Origin of the sequence: Pseudomonas sp. GX19020 (assembly GCF_023371075.1) — a bacterium.
In the GTDB taxonomy this organism is placed as follows: Bacteria; Pseudomonadota; Alphaproteobacteria; order Rhodobacterales; family Rhodobacteraceae; genus Pseudogemmobacter.
Map to the genome: position 1 here is coordinate 19,266 of NZ_JAMCCR010000005.1, position 18,265 is coordinate 37,530.

14 protein-coding genes are annotated in these 18,265 nt (G+C 62.9%); 11 read left to right on the forward strand and 3 right to left on the reverse strand.

Annotated elements, in window-relative coordinates:
* Nucleotides 1-15 precede the first annotated feature (15 nt).
* Genes M3484_RS10545 through M3484_RS10570 form a run of 6 tightly spaced genes read left to right on the forward strand, consistent with a single transcriptional unit; the run spans nt 16 to nt 6,258 of the window.
* Complete coding sequence (locus M3484_RS10545) at nt 16-399, forward strand: nuclear transport factor 2 family protein (protein WP_249496832.1); 384 nt, start codon at nt 16-18, stop codon at nt 397-399.
* Between the two features lie 4 nt (nt 400-403).
* Complete coding sequence (locus M3484_RS10550) at nt 404-1,837, forward strand: amidase (protein WP_249496833.1); 1,434 nt, start codon at nt 404-406, stop codon at nt 1,835-1,837.
* A 5-nt stretch (nt 1,838-1,842) separates the two neighbouring features.
* Nucleotides 1,843-3,132, forward strand: a complete 1,290-nt coding sequence (locus M3484_RS10555; protein ID WP_249496834.1) for an amidase — start codon at nt 1,843-1,845, stop codon at nt 3,130-3,132.
* Nucleotides 3,129-3,659, forward strand: a complete 531-nt coding sequence (locus M3484_RS10560; RefSeq protein WP_249496835.1) for a flavin reductase family protein — start codon at nt 3,129-3,131, stop codon at nt 3,657-3,659. The genes M3484_RS10555 and M3484_RS10560 overlap by 4 nt, the downstream gene beginning before the upstream one ends.
* 27 nt (nt 3,660-3,686) lie before the next feature.
* On the forward strand, nt 3,687-4,730 hold the full coding sequence (locus M3484_RS10565) for a 2,5-dihydroxypyridine 5,6-dioxygenase NicX family protein (RefSeq protein WP_249496836.1): 1,044 nt from the start codon (nt 3,687-3,689) through the stop codon (nt 4,728-4,730).
* Between the two features lie 16 nt (nt 4,731-4,746).
* Entirely contained in the window at nt 4,747-6,258 is a 1,512-nt protein-coding gene (locus tag M3484_RS10570) for a GMC family oxidoreductase (RefSeq protein ID WP_249496837.1), read from the forward strand.
* Nucleotides 6,259-7,179: 921 nt separating this feature from the next.
* Here M3484_RS10570 and M3484_RS10575 read toward each other — a convergent pair.
* From M3484_RS10575 to aldA, 3 genes are read right to left on the reverse strand one after another with little or no spacing between them, the layout of a single operon-like run.
* Nucleotides 7,180-8,787 carry a GMC family oxidoreductase gene (locus M3484_RS10575; RefSeq protein WP_249496838.1) on the reverse strand — a complete coding sequence of 536 codons (1,608 nt, stop codon included), beginning with the start codon at nt 8,785-8,787 and terminating at the stop codon, nt 7,180-7,182.
* Nucleotides 8,788-8,792: 5 nt separating this feature from the next.
* Nucleotides 8,793-10,031, reverse strand: coding sequence for a mandelate racemase/muconate lactonizing enzyme family protein (locus tag M3484_RS10580; protein ID WP_092902356.1), 1,239 nt, complete (start codon nt 10,029-10,031; stop codon nt 8,793-8,795).
* A 10-nt stretch (nt 10,032-10,041) separates the two neighbouring features.
* Nucleotides 10,042-11,466, reverse strand: a complete 1,425-nt coding sequence (gene aldA, locus M3484_RS10585) for an aldehyde dehydrogenase (protein WP_249496986.1) — start codon at nt 11,464-11,466, stop codon at nt 10,042-10,044.
* A gap of 137 nt (nt 11,467-11,603) precedes the next feature.
* On the opposite strand from aldA, the gene M3484_RS10590 reads away from it, so the two are divergent.
* The 5 genes from M3484_RS10590 (at nt 11,604) to M3484_RS10610 (ending at nt 18,179) form a co-directional block, all read left to right on the forward strand.
* On the forward strand, nt 11,604-12,380 hold the full coding sequence (locus tag M3484_RS10590; RefSeq protein WP_249496839.1) for an IclR family transcriptional regulator: 777 nt from the start codon (nt 11,604-11,606) through the stop codon (nt 12,378-12,380).
* A 120-nt stretch (nt 12,381-12,500) separates the two neighbouring features.
* Nucleotides 12,501-13,871: a lyase family protein gene (locus M3484_RS10595; protein ID WP_249496840.1), complete on the forward strand. Its 1,371-nt coding sequence runs from the start codon at nt 12,501-12,503 to the stop codon at nt 13,869-13,871.
* A gap of 57 nt (nt 13,872-13,928) precedes the next feature.
* A complete protein-coding gene (locus tag M3484_RS10600; RefSeq protein ID WP_249496841.1) occupies nt 13,929-15,434 on the forward strand; it encodes an aldehyde dehydrogenase family protein in 1,506 nt (501 codons plus the stop codon).
* 41 nt (nt 15,435-15,475) lie between these two features.
* The gene (locus M3484_RS10605) at nt 15,476-16,507 is read left to right on the forward strand and encodes an aldo/keto reductase (protein ID WP_249496842.1); all 1,032 of its coding nucleotides are present in this window, start codon (nt 15,476-15,478) and stop codon (nt 16,505-16,507) included.
* A gap of 70 nt (nt 16,508-16,577) precedes the next feature.
* Entirely contained in the window at nt 16,578-18,179 is a 1,602-nt protein-coding gene (locus tag M3484_RS10610) for an ABC transporter substrate-binding protein (protein WP_249496843.1), read from the forward strand.
* Nucleotides 18,180-18,265 lie beyond the last annotated feature (86 nt).

Here is an 18,265-nt window from a genome sequence, read left to right on the forward strand (position 1 = left end):
GGCCCGGGTGCTGCCATGGAATATGAAGACCTGATCAACCGTTTCTACGCCGCCTATGTCGCGCGCGACGCGCAGGGTGCTGCCGCGCTTTATGCGGCTGATGGCCGCCATGACGAGATCGCCATGGGCAAATCACGGCTGGGGCGCGAGGCGCTGGCCGAGGGGCTGGAAGGCTTCTGGCGCATGCTCCCCGATGTCACCTGGTCCCGCCAGGGCTATATCCGCGCAGGGGATCACGTCGCGGTGCCCTATCATATGACCGGCACCTTCACCCGCAAGGATGGCAGCAAACGCCCCATTGCGCTGGACGGGCTGCATCTGTTTGAAATCCGGGATGGGGTGTTCGCGGTCACCAGGGACCTCTGGGATCTCGACCTTTTCAAAGCGCAGATGGGCTGAGACAATGCAGGAACTCGCCACACTTGACGGCATTGCCACCACAAAGCTGCTTGATGATTTCGAGATCACCCCCTCCGAGGTGCTGGAGGCCGCGATTGAACGGATCGAGCGGCTGAACCCAAAGCTGAATGCGGTCGTGCACAAGCATTTCGACCTCGCCCGCAGTCAGGTCGCTGAATATGCATCCGCCAGAGGCTTCCTGCCCTTCAGCCCGCTGGCCGGGGTACCGATGCTGTTGAAGAACACCGGGTTCGAATCGGAGGGGATGCTTCTCTCCTCTGGCTCGGAGCTGTTGCGCGGCGTGGTCAGCCAGCGCGATTCCACCATCACCGCGCGCTACAAGGCCGCCGGGATGGTGATCCTCGGCAAATCCAACACACCGGAATTTGCGCTTTCCTTCACTTCGGAACCCGAGGCCTTCGGCCCGACCCGCAACCCCTGGGATCTGTCCCGCACCGCAGGCGGATCATCGGGCGGGTCCGCCGCTGCCGTCGCCTCCGGCATGGTGCCGCTCGCGAACGCGTCCGATGGCGCCGGATCAACCCGCCTGCCCGCCAGCCATTGCGGGCTTTTCGGTTTCAAACCCTCGCGCCTCGTGAACCCGGTCGGTCCCATCGCCGCCGAAGCCATCGGCGGCATGTCGACACCCCACGCCGTCACCTGGTCGGTCCGCGACAGCGCGGCGATGCTCGACATCACCGCCGGGGCCGATGTCGGCGATCCCTGGGCCTCACCCGCGAAACCAGGCTACCTGGCTGCGCTCGACCAGCCGACCGGCCATATGGTGATTGCAGTGGTGACCAAATCGCCACTTGGCGAGACCATCGATCCTGAGATGACCCGCGTCACCAATGAGGCCGCACGTTTCCTGAAAGACTGCAACCATACCATCATCCCGGTCCCCGATATGGGCTATGACGCGGCCGCGCTGAAGACAGCCTGGCGCCAGGTCGTCGGCACCAATGTCGCGCTTGGTGTGACCGGTGGAGATCCCAACTCGCCCCGCCTCGCACAGCTGGAAGAGGTTAATCGCGAATGGGTGCGCGAGGCGCTGTCGCTCTCCGCCACCACCTACCTCGCGGCAGTGCAGACCCTTCATGCCACCGCCCGCGCACTTGGCCGTTTCTTCTCGCGTTTCGACGCCGTGCTGACCCCGGCCGCGTCTGAACCCGCGCCGCCCATTGGCAAACTCGCAGGTCACGGCCAGAGCCTCGACGCCTTCTATGACCAGTTCTGGTCCCATTCCCCCTTCACCGCCGTCTTCAACGCCTCGGGCTGCCCCGCCATGTCGGTGCCCTTTGGCACCAGCGCGGACGGGTTGCCCATCGGCATCCATATCGGTGCCGGTTTCGGCAATGACACGATGCTGCTGCAACTGGCGCGCGACATCGAATACGCGCTGCCCTGGGCCAATCGCCGCCCGGCGATTTTCGGGTGAGCGGGATGAAATCAGAGGTCATCCTTGCCTTTTCCGCCCGTGAAACCGCTTCGCGGGTTGCATCGGGCGATCTCACCGCCCGTCAGGTGCTTGAGGCGCATCTGGAACATATCGCCGCCACCGATGGCCCGATCATGGCCTGGCAATATCTCGATCCCGCTCAGGCCCGGGCCGCCGCCGATGCGCTGGACCGGCACGGCGCGAAAGGCCTGCTTGCGGGGGTGCCGGTCGGCGTCAAGGATGTGATCGACACCAGAGACATGCCCACCGGTTACGGCACAAAGATCTATGACGGCTTCCGACCACCCTGGGATGCGGCGGCGGTCTCGCTGGCCCGGTCTGCCGACGGGCTGATCCTCGGCAAAACCGTCTCGACCGAGCTTGCCATGGCCAGCCCCAACAAGACCCGAAACCCGCATAATCCGGCCCATACGCCGGGCGGGTCTTCCTCGGGGTCCTGCGCTGCCGTGGCCGCCGGCCATGTGCCACTGGCTTTTGGCACGCAAACTTCCGGCTCGGTGATCCGACCGGCGAGCTATTGCGGCGTCACTGCGCTGAAACCCTCTTTCGGGCTGATCAATACGGTCGGGATCAAGGTGCTCTGCCACAGCCTCGACACGCTGGGGGTCCTTGCGCGCGGCATTGAAGACGCCGCCCATGCAGCCTCGGTGCTTTCGGGGTATAAGGCCCTCGCGACCCTTACCCCCCCTGCCCGCCCGCGCCTCGCGGTGCTGCCTGGCACGCGGCTTGAAAAGGCCGATCCGGCAAGCACAGAGGCGGTCTTACGCCTGAAGGCCCAAGCGGAACAGGTCGGCGCCGAGGTCACCCTTCTCGATCCGCCGGACTGGTATGACGGTATCTTCGACCTGCATGAGGCGGTGATGGGCTGGGAAGTGACGAACTCGCTCGCCCCCGAGATCCGTGATCACTGGCAAGACCTCACCCCCGTCACCCGCGCCATGCTGGAGGACCAGGGTCGTGTGACGGAACCGCGCTACCGCGCCGCACGGGAACGGCTCCCCGCCCTTCGCGCCCGGATGGATGATCTGCTGTCGCGGTTCGACGCGACCCTCACCCTCTCTGCGCCCGGCGAGGCGCCGGAAGGCACCGCCACGGGTGATCCGATCTTCAACCGGCTCTGGAGCGTCTTGCAGGTGCCGCTGATAAACCTGCCCGGCGCCACCGGCCCCGGGGGCCTGCCGATCGGCGTGCAGCTGGTCGGCGCGCGCGGGGCCGATCACCGGCTGGCCTCTGCAGCGCTTTGGCTGGAACAGATGCAAAAGGCGCTTCCATGACCCATGGCCCAACCCGGCCCCATGAGCCAGATCCGCTGACAGATGATTTCCGCGCCGCAATGCGGCTCCTTGCGGCGACTGTGAACATCATCACCGCGGGCGAGGGCCCTGCCCGGCGCGGCCTCACCGCCACTGCCGTCTGTTCGATGTCGGTCACCCCGCCTTCGATGCTGGTTTGCGTTAACCGGGGCGGGGCGGCGCATCGTGCCATTTCAGACACTGGCAGTTTCTGCGTCAATATCCTCGCCGATCACCAGCGCGAGGTGGCACAGCGCTTCGCCGGCCAGACGGGCGATCTCGGCGAGGACAAATTCGCCCCGCATGGCTGGACCACCCTCGCCACAGGCGCCCCGGCGCTGGACGGCGCGCTGGTCAATCTCGACTGCGAGATCGCAAGCGCAACCGAAACAGGCAGCCATTCGATTTTTATCGGTGAGGTCCGGGCGATCCGCTTTGCACCCGCGCCGTCGCCTTTGCTGCATTTCAACCGCAGCTTCTTCACCCTCGCCCATACGACCGCGCTCTGACAGCGCCCCATCAGGAAAGATCTCCCCATGGCCATCAGTGACGCGCATTTTCTCAGGGGCTGGAAAGAGGTGCTGACCGCGTGCAAGCTGAAACCCGGCGAGCAGGTGACGGTTCTTACCGGCGACGACTCGAACCGCCAGATCGCCTATATCGCCAAGCTCGCGGCCTCGGATCTCGGCGCGGTGGTGACGGAACTGAACCTGCCGGTGATGAATGGCGAAAAGGCGCTTTCCCCGGATAAATCCGGCTATGTCGGCAAGACCGCGCTGGAGCTGAACTCGGCCGCCCTCGCCTGCCTGAAAGCGTCCGACCTGGTGATCGACACGCTGCAACTCTTGTTCTCAAAGGAGCAGGAAGAGGTGCTGAAAGGCGGCACCCGCATGCTGCTGGCGGTGGAGCCGCCCGAGATCATGATGCGCCAGATCCCGCGCCCGGAAGACAAGCTCCGCGTGCTGGCGGCGGCAAAGAAAATCGGTGCTGCGAAAGAAATGCATGTGACCTCCGCTGCGGGCACCGATTTCCGCTGCAGGCTGGGGCAATACCCGGTGCTGACGCAATATGGCCTCGCCGATGAGCCGGGCCGCTGGGATCACTGGCCGTCCTGTTTCTCGGCCCGCTGGCCCGATGAGGGTTCTGCCGAGGGCACCATCGTGATCGATGAGGGCGACATCATCCTGCCCTTCAAACATTACGCCCGCGAACAGGTCTTCGTGACCATCGAGAAAGGCATGATCGTCGATATCAAAGGCCGGACTGAGGCGGAGTTCATGCGCAAATTCATGGAAAGCTTCAACGACCCGCGTGCCTATGCCATGGCACATGTCGGCTGGGGGCTGGAAAACCGCGCACATTGGACGGTGCTGGGCCTTTACAACCCGCAATCGCAGCTCGGCATGGATGCGCGCAGCTTTGCCGGCAATTTCCTGTGGTCTTCCGGCCCGAATACCGAGGCCGGCGGCGACCGCGACACGCCCTGCCATCTCGATATTCCGCTCAGGAACTGCTCGGTCTCGCTGGATGGTGAGGCGATGACCATTGACGGCGTCGTGCAGCCCGCCGACCAGAAATAGGGACCAGAAATAAGCCATGCGCTTTGATCTTGCGATTGTCGGTGGCGGCTCTGCCGGCGCCCTGCTGGCGGCACGGCTGTCGGAAGACCCCGCACGGCAGGTGGTGCTGATCGAGGCCGGGGGCGAGCCGACAGATCCCGACATCCTCAATCCACAGATGTGGCCCCTGATCCAGCATCGCGACTATGACTGGGATTACCGCACCACGCCGCAGCCGGGGCTTGCCGGGCGCTCGCTCTCCTGGGCGCGCGGGCGGGGGCTTGGCGGCTCGTCAATGCTGCATGCGCTTGGCCATTTCCGGGGCTGTCGCGAGGATTTCGCCATCTGGGAGGAGGCGACCGGCGATCCCCGCTGGTCCTGGGAGGGTCTTTTGCCCGCGTTTCTCGCCATCGAGGATCATACGCTTGGCGGCGATGGTATCCATGGCAAAGACGGCCCGATGCCGGTCTGGCTGCCCGGCGACGAGGTCTCTCCCCTCGCCCGCGCCTTTATCGAGGCCGGGGCCGGGCTGGGGCTGAAACGTCTGAACGGCCATAATACCGGCGAGATGATCGGGGTCACAGCCAATTCGCTGATGATCCGCCATGGCCGCCGCGTTACCACAGCCGAGGCCTGGCTGACGCCTGCAGTGCGGGCGCGCGTGAACCTGAAGATCCTCACCGGCACGCTGGTGACCAGCCTCAGCTTGCGCGGATCACGCGTCACGGGACTGGAGACCTCTTCGGGTCGAATTGAGGCCGATCAGATCATCCTCTCTGCCGGCGCTCTGGAAAGCCCGGCCCTCCTGATGCGCTCCGGCATCGGGCGGGAAGAGGTGCTGGCAGCTGCCGGGGTCCCCTGCCATCTTGCAGTGCCGGAGCTGGGGCAGAACCTGATGGACCACCTTCTCGGCGCCGGCAATCTCTATGCGGCAAAGCGGATGGTGGCGCCCTCAAGGCTCCAGCATTCCGAAAGCATGACCTATATGCGGGCGGAAGGTTTCACCGCCACCGGCCAGCCGGAGATCGTGGTCGGTTGCGGCGTGGCGCCGATCACTTCCGAGATGTTTGATCGCCCTGCGCCGGGCACCGCTTACAGCTTGCTGTTCGGCGTGACACATCCGACCAGCCGGGGCGAGATCCGCATAACCGGCCCCTCGCCCGCCGATCCGCTGGTGATCGAGCCGCGCTATCTTTCAACCGGCAATGACCGCCGCCTTTTCCGCGAGGCGCTGAAAGCCGCCCGCGAGATCGGCGCCAGGCCCGAACTCGACGCCTGGCGCGATCATGAAATCCTGCCGGGTCCGCTCTGTCCGGACCCGGATGCCTTTATCGCGCGGGCCGCGATCACCCATCACCACCCGTCCGGCACCTGCCGCATGGGACGCGATGCGGGGGCAGTGACCACGCCCGATCTGAGGCTGAACGGCATCGACAATCTTGCAGTGATCGATGCCTCGGTGCTGCCCGTCCTGACCGCCGGCCCGATCCATGCTGCGGTCCTGGCCATTGCCGAGACCTTTGCACGGGGCGTCATTGAGACAGGCTGAGCACGCGACCGACCATGCGCCTTTTCACGACAATGGTGACCATTCCCCCATACGCCCTGAATTTACAAAAGCGCGCCATCGTCGGCGCCTCGCGTGGACCGGCGAACCTGGCATGGCGCACACGCGGGGCAAACCCGAGCCGGTCCCGGCACCAGCACCATGCAAGCATTCTGCCTTCCTGGTATCTGTGTTTATTCCCTAGTTTACGGCAGCCATGGGGCGCGGAATAGGAGTAAGGCCGGCCATCACCGCAGTTTCACCGGATTTCTTCCGCCCGGTTCCGGCACTGCCAGGAGGCTGGATCCATACCCTCGGGATCGGCAGATGAGTTCGGCCAGGAATGTCTGCTTTGCCTCGCGCGCCGCTATCTGCACAGAAAACTGTCCAGCCAATCGCGTGAACATCTGTGCCGATACGGCTGCTGCGGGTATCATATCGCTCTCTTCCTCATGCGTCCCGGACCCGCAAGACGGGCCGCCATCAACAATTCGAGACAGGGACGAGAGGCGGGATCCGCCCATAAGGTGTTCTGCGCTTTATCCTGCCGCATCGCGACACCTTGCCGGGAGCGGCGACGCGGCTGATGCAGCAGTTCCGGGACACATGAGCTGTTCCGTCCCGGCATCTGGTGGACCTGATTGACGATGGATCTGTCTGGCGCTGAGGTCCGGATCTTGCAGATATCGTCACAGGGCATGAGGCGCTTGCGCCCCTTAACCTATCACGCGTTGGTCAGCAGCTGCCCCACCCCTGCCGCCGATAAGGCTGCTTTACCGCAAGGGGCTTTCGGCGTCGGCCGGGGGGCCGATTTGCGGGCGCGGCACAATCCAGGTCCGGCGGTGGAGGCGGTCTCCGGACCCGGACAGATCGCGATGATGGCCCGGACCAGGAGCGCGCCCTGGCCCGGTTTGCGCGAATGCCTTACCGCCCGGTGATCATCGCAGCGGCTTTCTCGGCCACCATCATCACCGGCGCATTGATATTGCCCGAGGTGATATTGGGGAAGACCGAGGCATCGACGACCCGAAGCCCGCGAATGCCATGCACGCGAAGATCGGCATCGACCACCGATGTCGCCGGATCCGGCCCCATCGCGCAGCTGCCGCAAAGATGGTAGATGGATCCCCCCTCTTCACGCAGATGGGTCAGCATCGCCTCATCACTGTCGCATCCGGGGCCGGGCGTCACTTCTTCCACCGTGATCGCCCGCAGCGCCGGGGCCTGCATGAACTGACGGATGAGCCGGCTGGCCTCGATCACCTCCTGGCAATCGCGCCCGGTTGACAGATAATTCGGCCGGATCAGCGGTGCGGCCAGCGGATCGGCAGAGGCCAGTGAGATGCGCCCCCGGCTGTCTGGGCGGCAGGAATTGAAGGCGAGCAGAAAGCCCGGATAGGGCTCCGGCTCAAGCTTTGCCTTCGTGCTGGCCGGAATGCGGTAGGACATCGGGTTGAAATAAAGCTGGATATTCGGCGCATCTCCCGCAGAGGCGGTGCGAAAGAACCCGCCCGCCTGATTGACGCTGAGCGCAAGCGGGCCTTTGCGGGTCAGCACATAGCGCATCCCCGCCCAGAGCTTGCCCCACCAGGGCCGCAGCTCGTCATTCAGGGTCGGCACATTCGCGCGGTAATAGTAACTTGCGCAAAGATGGTCCTGGAGACCTCCGCCCACCGCCGGCAGCGCCGCTTTGACCTGGATCCCGTGCTGCGCCAGCTCTGCCGGATCGCCGATCCCCGACAGCATCAGGAGTTTCGGAGACCCGACCGCACCGGCCGAGAGGATCACCTCGCGCGCAGCGCTCAGCGTTTCGGGCACGCCATTCGTGCGGATCTCGACCCCGGTCGCGCGCCCGCTGTCATCGATCACAATGCGGGTGACATCCACCTTCAGGCGCAGCGTCAGATTGGCCCGTTTCAGAGCCGGTGTCAGATAGGTTTTCGAACTGGATTGCCGCCTGCCCCTGCCGATATTCGTCTCATAGATCCCGGCGCCTTCAAACTCTGCGCCATTGAAATCGTCGCTGACCGGCAGCTGCATTTCCCGCGCGGCCTCGATAAACCGGTCACAGATCGGATGGGTCTGCCCCTTCATCGGCGTGATGCCGACCGGGCCGCTGGCGCCATGCCATTCAGTCTCGCCGAGCGGATGGCTTTCCAGCTTTCTGAACCAGGGCAGCACATCATCATAGCCCCAGCCCGGATTGCCCGCATCGCGCCAGTCGTCGAAATCACGCCTTTGCCCGCGCACCCAGATCATCGCATTGATGGAACCCGATCCGCCCTGGACCTTTCCGCGCGGCGTATAGATCCGGCGCCCGGCCATTCCTGGTTCGGGCTCAGACGAATACATCCAGTTGGTTTCGGGGTTGAAATAGTTCCGCGCATAGCCCGCCGGCATGTCGAACCAGAAAGAGCGGTCAGAGCCGCCCGCTTCCAGAAGCAGCACACGGGTGGCCGGGTCTTCGCTCAGCCGCGCGGCCAGGATCGATCCCGCCGAACCGGCACCAATGATGATGTAATCGTAGGACATGAGCGTCAGGCCTTTGCGGGCGGTTCTTTCCAGGATGTGTCGGATTGCGCTTTGAAATCATGCGGGGCGTCCCACATCGACAGGTGCAGGCGCTTGTCGGTATAGGGGGAATGCGCCTCGATCACCTCACGGTTCAGGGTGATGCCAAGGCCGGGCTTCTCCGACGGGATGATCCAGCCGTCAGACCAGGTCAGCCCTTCCTCAAGCACCTCGGCATGGAAGCCGTCCCAGCGACGGATGCTTTCCTGCACAAGGAAATTCGGCGTAGCGGTGGCAAGCTGCACAGAGGCCGCGGCGCCGACCGGGCCGTTATAGAGATGCGGTGCGATCTGGGCGTAATGGACCTCGGCCAGTGCCGCGACCTTCTTGCCTTCCAGAATGCCGCCGACACGACCCAGATTCATCTGCAGGATCGACGCGCCATTGTTGCGCAAAAGATCGTGGAATTCGTATTTCGTGGTCAGTCGCTCACCGGCGGCAATCGGGATCGTGGTCTGACCGGCGACCCGGCCCATGGCCTCGCTCTGCCCTGGCGGCACCGGTTCTTCGAACCACAGGGGATCATATTGCTCCAGCCGCCGCGCCAGCCGGATCGCGCCGGAAACCGTCATCTGGCCATGCGTGCCGAACAACAGATCACAACGGTTCCCCACCGCCTCGCGGATACGCCGGCAGAAGGTTTCCGAACGGTCCATGTCTTCCAGAGACAGCTGATGCCCGCCCATCACCGTATACGGCCCGGCGGGATCGAATTTCAGCGCCGTGAAGCCCTGTTCCATATATTCCAGCGCGCAATCGACGCTGAGTTCGATATTGCTGTAATCGTGATCGCCCTTTGCGTTTTTCGGGTAAAGATAGCTGTAAGAGCGCAGCTTTTCATGCACCCGCCCGCCGATCAGCTCATAGACCGGCTTGCCCGCCGCCTTGCCGATAATATCCCAGCAGGCCATTTCCAGCCCCGAGACAATGCCCATCATCGTCAGATCGGGGCGCTGCGTGAACCCGCTGGAATAGGCCCGGCGGAAGAATTTCTCGACATGATGCGGATCTTCTCCATCGAGCAGCCGGTCAAACACGTCCTGGATCGCGGGCACCATCACCTTGGGGTGGAAGGTCGCGGCATAAACCTCGCCCACGCCTTCGATCCCGTCATCGGTCTTCAGCGTGACGAAAATCCAGTACATGCCGCCGATATGGGGCGGCGGTACGGCGACGATATCGGTTTTAACGGATACGAGTTTCATAAGCCGCTCCTCACCAGCTCTGGATCACAAGGCGGGTCTGGGTGAAATCCAGCATCCCGTGTTTGCCGTCATCCCCGCCAAGGCCCGAGCGTTTCCAGCCCGAATGGTAGCCCTGATAGGGGTCTGCGGGCGTGCGGTTGATATAGACCTCGCCCGCTTCGATATTGTTCGCAACCATCATCGCCTTGCGGTAATTCTCGGTATAAATGACCGAGGACAGGCCGAACTGGTGGTCATTGGCCATCGCGAGCGCATCTTCGGTCGTCTGATAGCGCAGCACCGGCAGGACAGGGCCGAAGACCTCTTCCTGCACGATCTCCATCTCCTGGCGGCAATTTGTCAGCAGCGTGGGCGGGTAGAACCAGCCGGGGCCGTCGGGGATGAAGCCGCCGCATTCCAGTTGCGCCCCGTCATCAATGGCGCGGCTGACCATCTGATGGATGTTCACACGCGAATTCTGGTTGATCAGCGGGCCCATCACCGAAGGCTCGCGCATCCGGTCGCCGAATTTGCGAGCCGCCATATGGCTGCGCAGCAGATCAACAAACTGATCATGCACGCTGTCCTGCACATAGACCCGCTCGATCGCGGTGCAGAGCTGGCCGCAATGGGTGGTGCGCGACGCGACCACCGCCGCAGCCGCCTTCTCCAGGTCGGCATCTGCCTCGATGATCGCGGGCGTCTTGCCGCCCAGCTCCAGCGAGGATTTCGCGATATTGACCTGGCTGTATTCCAGCACCTTGCGGCCCGCACCGACGCTGCCGGTCAGCGTGATCATGCCGACCCGAGGATGGGTGCAGACCGTCTGCGCCACCTGATGCGTCATCGCGATGATATTGATTGCGCCCGCCGGAAAGCCGCAATCTTTCACCGCCCGCGCCACTTCCAGCGCCGAAGAGGGCGTGTTGTTCGAAGGCCGCGCCACCACGGTATTTCCCGCAATCAGCGCCGGGGCGATTTTGCGCATCAGCGTATAAATCGGGTAGTTGAACGGGATCAGCGCCGCGACGACACCAATCGGTTCGCGCTGCAAAAGCAGGTTCTCATCAGGGCTGTCCGAAGGGATGATTTCCCCCTCGATCCGCCGCGCCCATTCGGCATGGTAGCGCGTCAGCTCGGCCGCGTAAAAGACCTCACCCGTCGCATCCTCAAGGCTTTTTCCGGATTCCAACGCCAGCACTGCGCCGATCCGGTCCTTGCGTGCCACCAACATATCGGCCAGCGCCCGCAAATGCCCGGCCCGCTCGACCGAGGTCAGGCGCCGCCAGCCGCGCTGCGCATGGGCCGCCGCCTCTACGCCTGCCCGCGCTTCGGCGGCGGTGGCGGCGGTGACATGCGCGATCTGCTGACCGGTGGCCGGGTTCAGCACTGCGATCAGCTCTTCGCCATCCGATGTCAGGAAGTCATTATTGACGAAGTTGCGGTCGATCCGCATGGCGTCCTCCGGTGCGATTTCGGCCAGGACCAGAGGGCAGACACGTCTTGCTGTCAATTATTTTCCATATTGGGAATTAATATTCCACATATGGAAAATAATATGGCATCTCCTCAGCACCCTTGCAGGAGCAGCGCATGTCCGGCACAGCCAGACCCGATCCCACCAAAACCGCCGCCCCGGCGATTGATGGCGCGGTTGAGATCCTAGAAGTGCTTTCGGCCTCGCCCTGGCCTCTGCAGCTTTCCGATATCTGCGAAAGAACCGGGCTGGCCCAGGCCACGGTGCACCGCATCCTCAATTCCATGCTCAGCCACCGGATGGTCGCGCTCGCCCCCGGGCGGCGCAAAACCTATGTCCCCGGCTCGCGGCTGTTCCAGCTTGCCTCGGCAGTATTCGCCCGCCAGCCTTTCGTGCCGCATTTCTACCCCATCGCCGAGATCCTGAAGAACGAGATCCACCGCTCAATCTTTCTCAGCCTGCCGATCGGCAATCAGGTGGTGATCCTTGCGCGGCTGGATGCGCCGGCCAGCACGGCCTTCAATGCCTATGTCGGGCGCACCATGTCGATGCATCTTTCGGCCTCGGGTAAGGCGATCCTTGCCGCGCGCCCGCTGGAAGATCAGCTCACCTATCTGCGCGACGAGGGCCTTGCCGCGCCCGACATGGCGGCCGGACTGCCGGCGCTGGCCCAGGACCTGCAACGTTCGGCCCGCCTCGGCTATGCCGTCAGCCTCAACGAGATCCAGCTTGATGTCGGCTGTGTCGCCGCACCCGTGGTGAACGGGCGCGGTGAGCCGGTTGCCGCGATCAGCGCCTGCTTCACCGGCGAGGCATTGTCGCTGCAAAGCGCACGGGTCTATTCGAAAAACGTCGTCCAGGCGGCGCGCCAGCTTTCCTCGCATATCCTCTGAGCTGAAATCCCGCTTTTTCTCCAAGTCATGACTTTTTGGAATGACCCCGGCGGAATAGTCGTTTGTTCACTGTCGCGAAATCGACTTTCCTGAGCGCCATCGTGGGGGAGAGCCCGATTCATGGTCAGCGGACGGAATACACGCGTCGAGCGTGACAGTATTGGTATGCTTGATGTCAGCCTGGACGCCGTTTTCGGCATCCAGACCGAACGCGCTGTGCGGCTTTACCCACTGGAAGGGCAAAAGCGCTTTGCTGATTACCCTGCCCTTCTGAACGCGATGCTGATGGTCAAAAAGGCCGCAGCGCGGGTCAATATCGACACAGGCGCGATTGAGCCCGCAATGGGTGAGGCGCTGATCGATGCAGCGTCGGACCTGTTGACCACCCCACGCCCCGAGGCGTTTCCGATCCATGCCTTCCATGGCGGCGGCGGGATTTCCTCTAATATGAACCTCAATGAGGTACTCGCCAATCTGGCGAACAAGGCCGGGTTTGGCGCGGAATATGGCTCTTACGCGCCGATCCACCCGAATGATCACGCCAATCTCAACCATTCGACGGCAGATTGCCTGTCCACCGGCTGCCACATCGCGGCGCGGGTGGCTTTTGCGGGCCTGGCGGCTGAGGTCGAGGGGCTGGCGACGGATCTCGACCGGCTGGGCGCCGACTGGGCGCCTTTGCGCAAACTGGCGCGGACCTGCCTGCAGGATGCGGTTGATATCGGTTTTGCCGATTACCTTGGCGGCGTCTCCGCCTCGCTGCGCTTTAATATCGAGCGCGCCACCCGTGACGCAGATGCGCTGCGCGAGGTTTCCATCGGTGGCAATATCATCGGGAGGTCGGAAGATTGCGAACCCGCCTTTTTTGCCGCAATCCTGCTCGCCCTTAATGCCGCACTTGAGGCGGCGGGTCTGCCCGCAGGTCTCACCCGCACCGACAATCTTTTCGCCGCAAGCCAGGCACATGACCGGCTGCTGGCGCTTGGTGCATCGCTTGATCAGCTGGCACGGACCCTGATCCGGTTCGCAAAAGACCTGCGGCTGATGGGTTCCGGCCCGCATGGCGGCCTTGGCGAAATCCGGCTGCCGGCGATGCAGCCGGGATCCTCTGCAATCCCCGGCAAGGTCAATCCGACCATCCCGGAATTCATGGTGCAATGCGGCATGATCGCGGTCGGTCATGCGGCGGCGATGGCGATGACCCAGGATCATGGCGAAATGGATTACAACCCCTGGGAAGCGGTGGTGATCGTGAGCCTTCTCGAAATGATCGGGGTGCTGGAAAGCGGTGTCGCGACGCTGCGGCGCAACTGCGTGCAGGGCCTGCAGCCCGATGCAGCCCGCAACCAGGACCTCTCGACCAGCCTGCTGCCCTCGCTGATCCGGCTGAAACAGCTGAAAGGCTACAGCTATTCGGCCCAGGTCGCGAAAGATGCCGCCGGTGACGTTGATTTCGTGCGCCGTAAGGTGGCCGAAGCCGAACCCCGCTGAGCGCGCCCCGTACACCCGACAGTTTCCCCAAACAGACCTCCTCTGTGGAAGACGACAATGACAGATGAATTGCTCGATACCGATCTTGACTGGGCCAAATCCTGGCTCAAAGAGAGCAAGAAACAGTATATAAATGGTGAATGGGTTGCCGGAAACGGTGCCGCCTGGGGGGTGAAGAACCCGGCGACCGGGGAAACCCTCTGCCAGATCGCACTGGCCGATGCCGGTCAGATCGAGACCGCCGCCGAGGCCGCCAACCGCTGCCACCAGTCGGATGTCTGGAGCCGCAAGACCTCGCGCAAGGCGCGCGCCGATCAGCTTATCGCGATTGCGCGGCTGATCCGCGAGAATGTGAAACATCTGGCGCTGCTGGAGAGCCTTGCCAATGGCAAGACCTACCTGGAAGCGGTGAACGACGACATCTATACCTGCGCCGAGATCTTTGAATATTACGCCGGCTGGACAGATAAATTCTACGGCGAGGTCTCGCCGGTCGAAGATGGCTTCCTGAATTTCACCACCAAAGAACCGGTTGGTGTCTGCGCCCTGATCGCGCCCTGGAATTACCCGCTCTACCAGGCCAGCCTGAAGATCGCCCCCGCGCTGGCGATGGGCAATACGGTGGTGATGAAGCCTTCGGAATATACGCCGCTCGCGACGCTGCATCTCTTCGAGCTGATCGACCGGGAGCTGGATCTTCCCAAAGGCCTTCTGAACCTGGTGCTCTGCGATGGCGCGGCCGCCAATCAGCTGACGCTGAGCCGCAATGTCCATAAAGTGTCCTTCACCGGCTCGACCGGCGTCGGTCGCCGCATCGTGGCGAATTCGGGGGCGTCAAACCTCAAGGGCGTCACGCTGGAACTGGGTGGCAAATCGCCCTGTATCTTCTTTGAGGATACGCTGAATCTGGATGCCGCAATTGACCGCGCCTTCTATGTGATGTTCTCGCAAAAAGGCGAGAAATGTTCCGAGCCGACCCGCTTCCTGATCCAGAAGGGCATCTATGACTATGTGCTCGAAAAGCTGATCGCAAAGGCCGAAGCGGTCAAATGCGGCGACCCGCTGCTGGCTTTGACCGAACAGGGCGCGCAGTGCAACGAGGCGCAGTTCAAACGCATCATGGATTATATCGAGATCGGCAAGACCGAGGCCGAGCTGGTCGCGGGCGGCACCGCCGATACCACCGGCAGCAACGCCAAAGGTCTGTTTGTCCGTCCGACGATCTTCTCGAATGTGCCCGATACCGCCCGTATCGCGCAGGAAGAAATCTTCGGCCCGGTCCTGTCCTGCACCCCGTTCGAGACCGCCGACGAGGCCGTTCATATCGCCAATGGCACCAGCTATGGCCTCGCGGCCGGCGTCTATACCGGCAATGTAAACCTCGCCCACCGCATGGCCGAGCGTCTCGATGCTGGCATGGTCTTTGTGAACCGCTACGGCTGCTACGGCCTCTCGGCCCCCTTCGGCGGCTTCAAGGAAAGCGGCTGGGGCAAGGAAATGGCGATCCATTCGCTGTCTTCCTACACGAAAACCAAAGGCACCTGGATCCATTTCGGCGGCTGACCCCGCCTGCAAGCAACACCCTCTTCGAGAGACTGAAGACCATGCAATATACCCGTCTTGGCCAATCCGGCCTGAAAGTATCGCGCCTCTGCCTCGGCACGATGAATATGGGCTCGAAATCCTGGAAGCCCTGGATTTTTGATGAGACCGAATCCGAGCCGATCATCGGCCATGCGCTCGACAATGGCGTTAACTTCATCGACCTCGCCGATTTCTATTCGGCAGGCGCGGGCGAGGAAGTCGTCTGCAATGTGCTGCGCAAACTGGCGAAGCGCGATGAGCTGGTGATCACCACCAAGCTTGGCTATCAGATCGGTGCCGGCGCGAACAATGGCGGCCATTCCCGCAAGCATGTGTTCGATGCGCTGCATGGCTCGCTCACCCGGATGAAGACTGATTATGTCGACATCTATATGTTGCATTACTTCGATACCGAGACCCCGATCGAAGAAACCATGGAAGCGATGAACGACATCGTGCGTGCCGGCAAAGCCCGCTATATCGGCGTCTCGACGATGTTCACCTGGCAATTCGCCAAAATCCTCGCAGTCTGCGAAAAACATGGCTGGGCGAAGCCGATCAATATGCAACTGCAACTGAACGCCGCCTATCGCGAGGAAGAACGCGAGATGCTGCCCTTCTGCATGGATCAGGGCGTGGGCGTCTCGGTCTTCAGCCCGCTCGCGCGGGGCATCCTTTCCAGCGATATGAATTCGGTCCGCAACAAGACCGACTTCTTCACCGCCGAGATGTATAACGATGCCACCTCGCGCGATGTCGCGATGTCGGTCGCGCGTGTGGCCGAGGCGCGCGGCCTCAGCCCGGCGCAGATCGCCCAGGCATGGGTGCTCAGGAAACCCGAGGTCTCCTCGATGCTGGTCGGCGCCGATACAAGGGCGCAGTTCGATTCAGCTCTGGCGGCGCTGACCACCGAGCTTGATGCCGATGAAGTTTATGAGATTGAGCGCAATTACACGCCCTGTGACGTGATTAACGATTACACCGCTGGCAAACGCATTCCGCGTGCGCCGCGCCCGGCCGCCGGTCGCTTCGCGCTGGAGGCTGTGGCCTGAGCCCCTTGCCGGAGCGGCGGCAACGCCGCTCCGGCGCTAAAATACATTACTTCTGACAGGGAGAATAAGGATGAATGAATTCAGAACGCTGAACGGCAAGCCGCTGCACCCGGAAGCCCGCGCCATGCAAAGCCGTTTTGCGGCGGGGCAGATCGACCGTCGCGGCTTCCTGCGTGGCATGGCCTGGCTGGGTGTCGCTGTCGGGGCCGCAGGTGCAGCACCCGGGATGCTGCGCGCTGAAGAAACGCCGAAAGCCGGCGGCACGCTGCGCTTTGCCTGTCAGATCCAGGAAATCACCGATCCGATGATGGCCACCTGGATCGAATCCTCGAACCTTTTGCGCAACTGCCTCGAATTCCTGACCTTTGTCGACGCAGACAACATCACCCATCCCTATCTCGCGAAAAGCTGGTCGGCCTCGGACGATCTGACCGTCTGGGATTTCGATCTCGACGAGCGCGCCAAATGGTCGAATGGCGATCAGTTCGGCCCGGAAGACGTGATCTTCAACATCGAACGCTGGATCGCGCCGGATTCGCAGAGCTCGAACAAGAGCGCATTTGAGGCGATCACAAAGGTCGAAAAGACCGGCGATCATTCGGTGCGCATCACGCTGTCGCGCCCCATCGCCTCGCTGCCGGAACAGCTTTACTCCCATACCTGCGCCATCGCGCATCGTGGTTTCACCGGCAACTGGCCGGCTGATCCGGTCGGAACCGGCCCCTTCTCCCTGGTCAGCCATGAGGTCGGCCGTCAGGCGATCTTCAAAAAGCGCGAAGATTACTGGGGCACGCCGGCCTATCTGGACGAGGTGCATTACATCGACCTCGGCGCGGATATCACCACCCATCTGGCCGCGCTGTCCAGCGGTCAGGTCGACGTGCTCTACCGCGCGACGATTGCCGAATATGACCTGATGCAATCGCTGCCGAATATCCAGATCCTGGCCGGCAAAGCGGCCCATACTCTGGCGATCCGGATGCAGGTGGACCAGAAGCCCTTCGACGATATCCGCGTGCGCAAAGCCGTGCAGCTGGCGGCCGACAATGGCCAGATGCTGGCGATTGCCTATCGGGGCGAGGGTGATCTGGGGGCGAATTACCATGTCTCGCCGGTTCAGGCCGATTACGCACCTGTCGACCCCATCGCCCGCGATGTGGCGGCGGCAAAGGCGCTGCTGGCCGAGGCCGGCTATCCGGATGGCATCGATATCGAGCTGACGCTTGGCAATACCCAGGGCAAATGGGAGCAGGACACCGCTCAGGTCTTGCAACAGAACCTCGCCGAGGCCGGCATCCGGCTGAAGCTGAACGTTCTGCCCGCCTCGCAATACTGGCCGATCTGGGACAAGGTGCCCTTCGGCGTCACTTATTGGGCGCATCGCCCGCTGGGCACGATGACGCTGGATCTGGCCTATCGTTCGGGCGGGGCCTGGAATGAAAGCCATTACGCCAACCCGGCCTTTGACGAGGCGCTGAACAAGGCGATGTCGCTGGTTGACCCGGACGCCCGCCGCGAGGCGATGGCCGTGGTCGAAACCATCCTGCGCGATGACGCGGTGATGGTGCAGCCCTATTGGCCGAACCGTTTCTCGGCTGCGGCGCAGAATGTGCGCGGCTTCGTGCTGCATCCGTCGGACTTTTTCCGTATGGATGGCGTCTGGCTGGCCTGATCGCCAGGCAAAACCGGGGTCGGGCCATCGCGCCCGGCCCCCTTTCGCGCTTCGGCGCGGTTCAACCAAAAGGGGGGTGTCTGGTG